This is a genomic window from Cellulosimicrobium sp. NPDC055967 (assembly GCF_042269845.1).
In the GTDB taxonomy this organism is placed as follows: Bacteria; Actinomycetota; Actinomycetes; order Actinomycetales; family Cellulomonadaceae; genus Cellulosimicrobium.
The window spans coordinates 260,464-268,189 of sequence record NZ_JBHJYJ010000002.1 but is presented as its reverse complement, the minus strand read 5'-3'; the positions used below and the strand labels follow the sequence as shown (position 1 = coordinate 268,189).

Below are 7,726 nucleotides of genomic sequence, written 5' to 3'. Positions count from 1 at the left end.
CCCCGGGGCCGCTCCACGGGCCCCACCCCCCGCCCCCCCCGTTCTGTGGGGCGGGGGGGCCCCCGCGGGCCCCCCGGCGGGGGGCCCCCCCCGCGCCGGGAGACCGGCTCAGGCGGGCGCGAGCTCGGCGCGGCGCGGCGGGTTGGCGCCGGCGCGCGAGACGGTGACGGCGGCGACGGCGGCGCAGCGCTCGAGGAGGCGGGTGAGCGTGGCGGTGTCGACGGCGCGCAGCGCGTCGCGGCGGTCGGCGCCGAGCAGGCCGGCGTCCCAGAGCCCGTCCAGGAGCGCGCCCATGAAGGAGTCGCCCGCGCCGACGGTGTCCACGACCTCGACCCGCGGGGCCGTGACGCGCTGCTCGCCTGCCATGGTCAGAGCGAGGGCGCCCTCGCCGCCGTAGGTGACGACGACGAGCGCGGGGCCGAGCGCGAGCCAGTCGCGCGCGACCGCGACGGGGTCCGTCCCGGGCACGAGCCAGGCGAGGTCCTCGTCGCTGACCTTGACGACGTCGGCGAGCGCGACGAGCGCCTCGATCCGGGCGCGGGCGTCGGCGGGGTCGCCCATGAGCGCGGGGCGGGCGTTGGGGTCGTAGGTGATCGTGGCGGTGTCGCGCGCGGCGGCGACCAGGGCGCGCACGTCGGACGCGCCGGGCTCCAGGACGGCGGCGATCGAGCCCGTGTGTACGGCGAGCGTGCCGGCGCCCGGGGCGGTGCCGGCCGGGACGCGCCACTCCAGGTCGAACTCGTAGGTGGCGGCGCCCTGGCCGTCGAGGTGGGCGGTGGCGACGCTGGTCCGGTCGGCGCCGGTGCTGCCGGGGGCGAGGGTCACGGCGGAGTCGTCGAGCCAGGACCGGACCGCCTCTCCGTGGGCGTCGGTCCCGAGCCAGGTGGCCAGGCGCGCGTCGCGCCCGAGCCGCCCGAGGGTGAGGGCGACGTTGGCGAGGCTGCCGCCGGGGTGCTCGTCGACGCTGCCGTCGGCGCGGTGCACCACGTCGATCAACGCCTCGCCCACCACGAGCACGTGCTCGTGGCGCTCCGGGGCGCCGTCGGTCGCGGGGGCGGCGGGGGAGGTGCTCATCGGTCGTCTCCGGTGGTGTCGTCGGGGGTCTCGTCGGACTCGTCGTGCGTGCCTCCCGCGTCCTGGGAGCGTGCGGCGTCGAGCCGGGCCCGCGCACCGTCGAGCCACTCCTGGCAGCGCGCGGCCAGCGCCTCGCCGCGCTCCCAGAGCGCGAGCGACGCCTCGAGCGGCTCGCCGCCGGCCTCGAGCCGCGCGACGACCTGCACGAGCTCGTCGCGCGCCTGCTCGTAGGAGAGCGTCGCGACGTCGGTCGTGACAGCGTTGTCAAAGGAAGTCACGGCAGTATTCAACCCCATCTGTGCGTCATGGTCGGACCGGGCGTCCGGGAACCGGGCGCCGCGGGGTGCGGGACGCGGCTCACGGCGCGCCCCGGGAGGCGTCGGGCGAGGGCTCGCCGTCGTGCGTGGTGGTCACCGCGGCGTCGAGCGCGCCGCGCGCGAGCCGCACGCGGACGACGTCGCCCGCCGCGACGTCGTCGGGGGAGCGGACCACGTGTCCGTCAGCCCGCTGCACGACGGCGTACCCCCGCTCGAGCGTCGACGCCGGCGACAGGGCCCGGACCTGGGCATCCAGCCGACCGACCTCGCCGGAGGCGCGGACGAGCCGCGTGTCGAGAGCGCGTCGCGCGCGGTCGCGCAGCGCGGCCACCCGCTCGGCGTGGTCGGCGAGCATCGTGCCGGGGGTGGCCAGCACCGGGCGGGACCGGAGGCCGTCCAGCAGCGCCTGCTCACGCGCGACGCGCCCGGCGATCGCCGTCCGCAGCCGGTGGCGCCCCTGGGCCAGGCGTGCCCGCTCCTCCGCGACGTCCGGGACGACGCGCCTCGCGGCGGCCGTCGGCGTCGAGGCGCGGTAGTCCGCCACGAGGTCGAGGATCGGGCTGTCCGTCTCGTGGCCGATCGCGCTGACGAGCGGGGTGCGGCACGCCGCCGCCACCCGGACGAGGGCCTCGTTCGAGAACGGCAGCAGGTCCTCCACCGCCCCGCCGCCGCGCGCGACGACGATCACCTCGACGTCCGGGTCGGCGTCCAGCGCGCGGATCGCGTCGCCCACCTGCTGGACGGCGTGCGCTCCCTGGACCGCGACCTCCCGGATCTCGAACCGGACCCGGGGCCAGCGGGCGCGCGCGTTGACCACCACGTCGTGCTCGGCCTTGGACTCCCGGCCGCACACCAGCCCGACGACCTTCGGCAGGAACGGCAGCGGCCGCTTGCGGTCGGCGTCGAACAGGCCCTCGGCGGCGAGGACGCGCTTGAGGTGCTCGATGCGCGCGAGCAGGTCGCCGACGCCCACCGGACGGATCTCGCGCGCCTGGAGCTGGAGCGAGCCGCGCCGCGTCCAGAAGACCGGCTTGGCGTGCACGACGACGTGCGCGCCCTCCGTGAGGGGCGTGCCGTCCAGCACGCGCGTGGCCGCGGACACGGGCAGCGACATGTCCAGGTCGGTGTCGCGCAGCGTGAGGAAGGCGGTCGAGGTCCCCGGCCTCCGGTTGAGCTGCACGACCTGGCCCTCGACCCACACGGGAGCCATCCGCTCCACGTACTGCTCGATCTTGCGGGCGAGGAGCCGCACCGGCCACGGGTGCTCCGGACTCGTCTCGAGCGCGCGCGCCGGAAGCGGGCCGCGGTCCCCGGGCCGGGCGCCCCGCGCGGACGAGACGCCCGGCCGGGGGGCGTCGTCGGGCAGGGGGAGCGAGGCGGTCACGGGTCCAGCCTGCCGCACCCCACCCACGCCCACCCGGCGCGCCCGCCCGTCGGCACGTGCGCCGCCGGGTCCGCGTGGTCGCTCACGGGGCGAGCAGGTCGACCGTCACCAGCAGGTACCCCTGGGCGCGCAGGTCGTCGATGATGCCCGGCACGGCGTCGACCGTCGTGGCGTGGATGTCGTGCATGAGGACGACGCTCCCCGGCCGGGCGCCCTCGACGGCGCGCCGCCGGGTCTCCGCGGCGTCCTTCGTCTTCCAGTCGAGCGTGTCCAGGTTCCAGAGGATCACCTGCAGCCCCGTGCGGGTCGCGACCGACCGGACGCGGTCGTCGACGTCGCCGTAGGGCGGGCGCAGGAACGTCGGCGTCGCGCCGGACGCCGTGGTGATCGCCTCCTGCGTGCGCTCGAGCTCGGCGCGCACCTCGTCGTCGTCGAGCGTCGTGAGCTGGGGGTGGTCCCAGGTGTGGTTCGCGAGCAGGTGCCCCGCCGCGGCCGTGTCCCGCACCACGTCGGGGCGCTTCTCGACGTTGGTCCCGACGAGGAAGAACGTCGCGGTGACGTGCTTCTCCGCGAGCGTCTGCAGCAGTCGCTCGGTGTCCGCGCCGGGCCCGTCGTCGAACGTCAGCGCGACGCAGCGGTCGACCGTGCAGTCCACTCCCTGCGCGCGCCCCAGCTCGCGGCGCTGCTGCAGCGTCAGCGCCAGCCGGTCGCTCCAGACCGCCTCGGTGGCGCCGAGCACGGCGTCCCGCTGCGCCACCGTCTCGGCGACGGGATCGCCGCCCACGCCGGCGTCGAGCGTCGTGCCGGCGGCGGCGAGCGCGGTGTCGAGCGCCGTGCGGTGCGCCTCGTCCGAGACGAGCCCGGCCGACTCCGCGAGCACCGGTCGCCCCTCGGCGACCGCATCCTCGAGCCCGTCGTACGCCCACTGCTGCCACGCCGTCGCGACGTCCTGCGTCGCGGCGGCGACCGCCGAGGCCGCGTCGTCGAGCGCCTCGGGGGACGGCGTGGACCCCGTGACGACCTCGAACCGCCGTTCCGGCAGGGTCCGTGGGAAGAACGGGTTCGGGCGCGACAGCGCGTCGACCGTGCGGACCTCGACCGGGTACTCGACGGGTGTCCCGACGAGCGACCCGGCCTCCGGCAGCGCCGCCGCCAGCGGGTCGCGCACGGCGGGGTCCTCGACCTGGCCCTCGCTGCCCGCCAGCACGGCACCCCCGACCACCTCCGTCGCGGCGAGCGCGGCGAGGCGGGGCTCGTACGCCGCCACGGCCTCGGCGCGGGCGGTCTCGGCGTCGCGCTCGGCCTGCTCGACGTCGGCGCGGTGCTGGTCGACGGACGCGACCCACCGGTCGTGCTCTACCGTCGCCGCGAGGACCAGCGCGCCTGCCACCACGACCGCGACTCCGGGCACGAGCCACCACCACACGCGCCGTCGCGGCCGTGCCGGTCCGGCGGGTCCGGCGGGGTCGCTGGTCCCTGTGGGGCCGCTCGGGTCGGCGGCGTCGGGGGGAATGTCGGGGTCGGTCGGGTCGAGGTCGTCGGCCATCCCTCGATCCTCACGGGCGCCCGGAGGTCCGGCGACCGGGAGGGCCGTCCCGGTCGGGTGAGATCCGTCTCCGCGCGTCGGCCCCCGCGGACGCTGGGGAGGGGCGGTGGGCCACCGGCGGCGGTGCTGTGAGGAGGGCGGGCCCGGGTCGGAGGTGACAGGCCTCACCGAGGTCGGCGCGCGGGCGCTCACCTAGAGCCTGTCGAACAACTACCCGTGGTGATCAAGGCGGCGCAGGAGGAGTCGGACCTGGGACAGGATGACGAACGCTTCACGGGCGGTGAGTGTGGCTTCCTACTGCCGCACGAGGCGGCGCCGGTTGCCCCACGCGTTCGTCCGCTCGACGACCCGGCGCCCTGGTTGAACGACGAACCTTCCGGCGGGTTGGGGGCCAGAGACGATCTCCAGCTTGTTCCCTGCCGCGGTGCCGCGTCGGCGGGTGCTTGCCCCGTGTAGCCCTTGTCGGCCCAGACATGCGCCACGGACGGCCACGGGTTCTTCGGGCCGCGGACCAGGAGACGGTGAAAGTCGTGCGGGAGCGCCTGCCATGGGATGCCCGTGGTCACGACGAAGAGAAGCGCGTCGACGTACTCGCGCCAACGGTGCTCGCAGGAAGGCCGCCCGCCGCGGGTGTGGGTGGGGATCTCGAGCGCGGGGATGCGCGCCCAGGCCGTGTTGGTCAGGTCGGACGGGCAAGAGCGCCGCGGCGATGGTTCACACGTGCGCCATCGTCCTGACCAGGTCTGACATCCCAGTCGTTGTCGGTGCCGGCCGGTAGCGTCCTGGTCGTGTCGAGGCATACGACGTTCCAGCTGGTGGCTGACCCCACCGGGGAGCAGGCACGCGCCCTGGCCCGGCACGAGGGCGCGGCCCGGTTCGCGTTCAACCAGGGCCTGCGCCTGCACCTGGACGCCCGCGACGCTGCCAAGAACGGCGCCGTGGAGGTGAAGGTCCCATGGACCGGGTTCGACCTGATCAATGCGTTCAACGCGTGGAAGAAGACTGAGGACGCCGGGCGCCGCTTCGTGGTCGACGGTGCGGGTGTCGCCGAGCTGGAGGTCACGGGCCTGGCCTGGCGGACCGAGGTCAGCGCCCAGGTGTTCGAGGAAGCCGTCGTCGACCTCGGCAAAGCCCTGAAGGCGTGGACCGACTCCCGGCGCGGCAAACGCGCCGGACGCACCGTGGGACACCCGAGGTTCAAGAAGAAGAACCATGGGCGCGGATCGTTCCGGATGCGCAACAAGGTGTCCAGGACGACGTCGGGTGAGCGTTCCATGATCCGGCTCGGCGAGAAAGGTCCACGCTCGGTGACCCTGCCCGGCATCGGTGCCATCCGCGTGCATGACGACACCCGCCGCCTGCGGCGCATGCTCGCCCAGGGGCGGGCGCGGATCCTGTTCGCGACCGTCTCCCGCCGTGGTGGCCGGTGGCGCATCAGCGTGAACGTCGAAGCCGCCGACCTGCACCCCGGCGCCCAGCATCCTGTCCGTGACGACGCCGACCACAGCGGGTGGGCGGGCATGGACCGCGGGCTGCACACACCCGTCGTCGTCGCCCTGGCCGACGGCACCCAGACCCTGCGCATCGACGCCGCACCCAAGGCACTGCGTGTGGGCCAGCCCCTGACCCGGCGGTTGCAGAAGTCCGTGTCCCGCAAGGCCAAGGGCTCCGGCAAGCGGCGGTCCGCCGTGGCCCGGTTGGCTCGTCACCACGAGCGGGTTCGTGCCCGCCGTCACCACTTCCTGCACCAGGTCTCGAACGCGCTGGTCAAGACCCACGACCGGCTCGTCATCGAAGACCTCAACGTCACCGGCATGCTCGCCAACCACCGGCTCGCCGCAGCCATCTCGGACGCGGCCTGGGGTGAGTTCGCTCGCCAGATCACGTACAAGATGGCCTGGTACGGCGGGCACGTCCTGACCGCGGACCGGTGGTTCGCGTCGTCGAAGACCTGCTCGGCGTGCGGAGACGTGAAGAGCACGCTCACCCTCGCGGAGCGGGTCTTCACCTGCGAGCAGTGCGGGCACACCATCGACCGCGATCTGAACGCCGCGATCAACCTCGCCGCCTGGGGCGGGAACAAAGCCTCCCAGGTCCTGGACCCCGAAGCACGAGGCCAGGTCACCAACGCCCACCGACGGGAAGGCTCTGGCCCGCGCGCCCGCGCGAGTGAAACCAGCCCGGACGACGTGGGAACCCTCACCGCCACCGCGGCATAGGGACGTCCGAGAAGGACGCTGCCGAACACCCCAACGAGGTTGTTCGACAGGCTTTAGACTCGGTGGCGTGAGCGACCTCCCCGCCGGCTCGTCCGCGCACTCGTCCGACCTCCCCGTCGTCCCGTCGGAGACGGCCCCGCAGGGCTCCGTGCCGCGCAAGCGCGTCCTGCTCGCCGCGCCGCGCGGCTACTGCGCGGGCGTGGACCGGGCCGTCGTCGCGGTTGAGAAGGCGCTCGAGCACTACGGCGCGCCGGTGTACGTGCGCAAGGAGATCGTGCACAACAAGTTCGTCGTCGAGACGCTGAGCGAGCGCGGTGCGGTCTTCGTCGACGAGACCGACGAGGTGCCGGAGGGCGCCCGCGTCGTGTTCTCGGCGCACGGCGTCTCGCCCGCGGTCAAGGCCGCCGCCGCGGCCCGCAACCTCGACACGATCGACGCCACGTGCCCGCTCGTGACCAAGGTGCACAAGGAGGCCGTGCGCTTCGCCAAGGACGACTACGACATCCTCCTCATCGGCCACACGGGGCACGAGGAGGTCGAGGGCACGGCCGGTGAGGCGCCGGACCACGTCCAGGTCGTCGACTCGCCCGACCACGTCGACGGCGTCGTGGTCCGCGACCCCGACAAGGTCGTGTGGATCTCGCAGACCACGCTGTCCGTCGACGAGACCATGGAGACGGTCCGCCGGCTGCGGGAGAAGTTCCCGACGCTCCAGGACCCGCCGAGCGACGACATCTGCTACGCGACGCAGAACCGCCAGGTCGCGGTGAAGAAGCTCGCGCCCGACGCGGACGTCGTCATCGTCGTCGGCTCGGCGAACTCGTCGAACTCGGTCCGCCTCGTCGAGGTCGCGCTCCAGGCGGGCGCCGGGGCGTCCTACCGGGTCGACCGGGCGAAGGAGATCGACCCCGCCTGGCTCGACGGCGCGACGACCGTCGGGGTGACGTCGGGCGCGTCGGTGCCCGAGATCCTCGTGGACGACGTCCTCGCGTACCTCGCGGAGCGCGGGTTCGGTGAGGTCGAGGAGGTCCGCACCGCGACGGAGGACCTCATGTTCTCGCTGCCGCGCGAGCTGCGCGCCGACCTCAAGTCGTCGGGTTCCGACGGCGGCCGCCCCACCCGAGGGGGCCGCACGTCGCTCTCGGTGCAGCCCGTCTGACCGTCGTCCGCGCCGCCTGCGAGCACT

7 protein-coding genes are annotated in these 7,726 nt (G+C 74.6%); 2 read left to right on the top strand and 5 right to left on the bottom strand.

Features of this window, described 5'->3' with window-relative positions; genetic code table 11:
• Positions 1–108: 108 nt before the first annotated feature.
• From ACFC2L_RS03995 to ACFC2L_RS03975, 5 genes are all read right to left on the bottom strand, one after another.
• Positions 109–1,074, bottom strand: a complete 966-nt coding sequence (locus tag ACFC2L_RS03995; RefSeq protein WP_375823006.1) for a carbohydrate kinase — start codon at positions 1,072–1,074, stop codon at positions 109–111.
• On the bottom strand, positions 1,071–1,370 hold the full coding sequence (locus tag ACFC2L_RS03990; protein ID WP_375823005.1) for an exodeoxyribonuclease VII small subunit: 300 nt from the start codon (positions 1,368–1,370) through the stop codon (positions 1,071–1,073). The genes ACFC2L_RS03995 and ACFC2L_RS03990 overlap by 4 nt, the downstream gene beginning before the upstream one ends.
• A gap of 61 nt (positions 1,371–1,431) precedes the next feature.
• The gene (xseA, locus tag ACFC2L_RS03985; protein WP_375823004.1) at positions 1,432–2,775 is read right to left on the bottom strand and encodes an exodeoxyribonuclease VII large subunit; all 1,344 of its coding nucleotides are present in this window, start codon (positions 2,773–2,775) and stop codon (positions 1,432–1,434) included.
• Positions 2,776–2,857: 82 nt separating this feature from the next.
• Positions 2,858–4,321: a polysaccharide deacetylase family protein gene (locus tag ACFC2L_RS03980; RefSeq protein ID WP_375823003.1), complete on the bottom strand. Its 1,464-nt coding sequence runs from the start codon at positions 4,319–4,321 to the stop codon at positions 2,858–2,860.
• 188 nt (positions 4,322–4,509) lie between these two features.
• Positions 4,510–5,121, bottom strand: coding sequence for a transposase (locus ACFC2L_RS03975; RefSeq protein ID WP_375823002.1), 612 nt, complete (start codon positions 5,119–5,121; stop codon positions 4,510–4,512).
• 15 nt (positions 5,122–5,136) lie between these two features.
• Here ACFC2L_RS03975 and ACFC2L_RS03970 point away from each other — a divergent pair, with 15 nt between their 5' ends.
• Together ACFC2L_RS03970 and ACFC2L_RS03965 are read left to right on the top strand one after the other, a co-directional pair.
• Positions 5,137–6,540 carry an RNA-guided endonuclease InsQ/TnpB family protein gene (locus tag ACFC2L_RS03970; RefSeq protein ID WP_375823001.1) on the top strand — a complete coding sequence of 468 codons (1,404 nt, stop codon included), beginning with the start codon at positions 5,137–5,139 and terminating at the stop codon, positions 6,538–6,540.
• A 148-nt stretch (positions 6,541–6,688) separates the two neighbouring features.
• Positions 6,689–7,699: a 4-hydroxy-3-methylbut-2-enyl diphosphate reductase gene (locus ACFC2L_RS03965; RefSeq protein WP_375823171.1), complete on the top strand. Its 1,011-nt coding sequence runs from the start codon at positions 6,689–6,691 to the stop codon at positions 7,697–7,699.
• Positions 7,700–7,726: the final 27 nt, after the last annotated feature.

Bases quoted from the DNA above. Each gene is read 5' to 3' on its own strand.
- ACFC2L_RS03995 (WP_375823006.1), bottom strand. From the start codon at position 1,074: ATGAGCACCTCCCCCGCCGCCCCCGCGACCGACGGCGCCCCGGAGCGC.
- ACFC2L_RS03990 (WP_375823005.1), bottom strand. From the start codon at position 1,370: ATGGGGTTGAATACTGCCGTGACTTCCTTTGACAACGCTGTCACGACC.
- ACFC2L_RS03980 (WP_375823003.1), bottom strand. From the start codon at position 4,321: ATGGCCGACGACCTCGACCCGACCGACCCCGACATTCCCCCCGACGCC.
- ACFC2L_RS03975 (WP_375823002.1), bottom strand. From the start codon at position 5,121: ATGCCTCGACACGACCAGGACGCTACCGGCCGGCACCGACAACGACTG.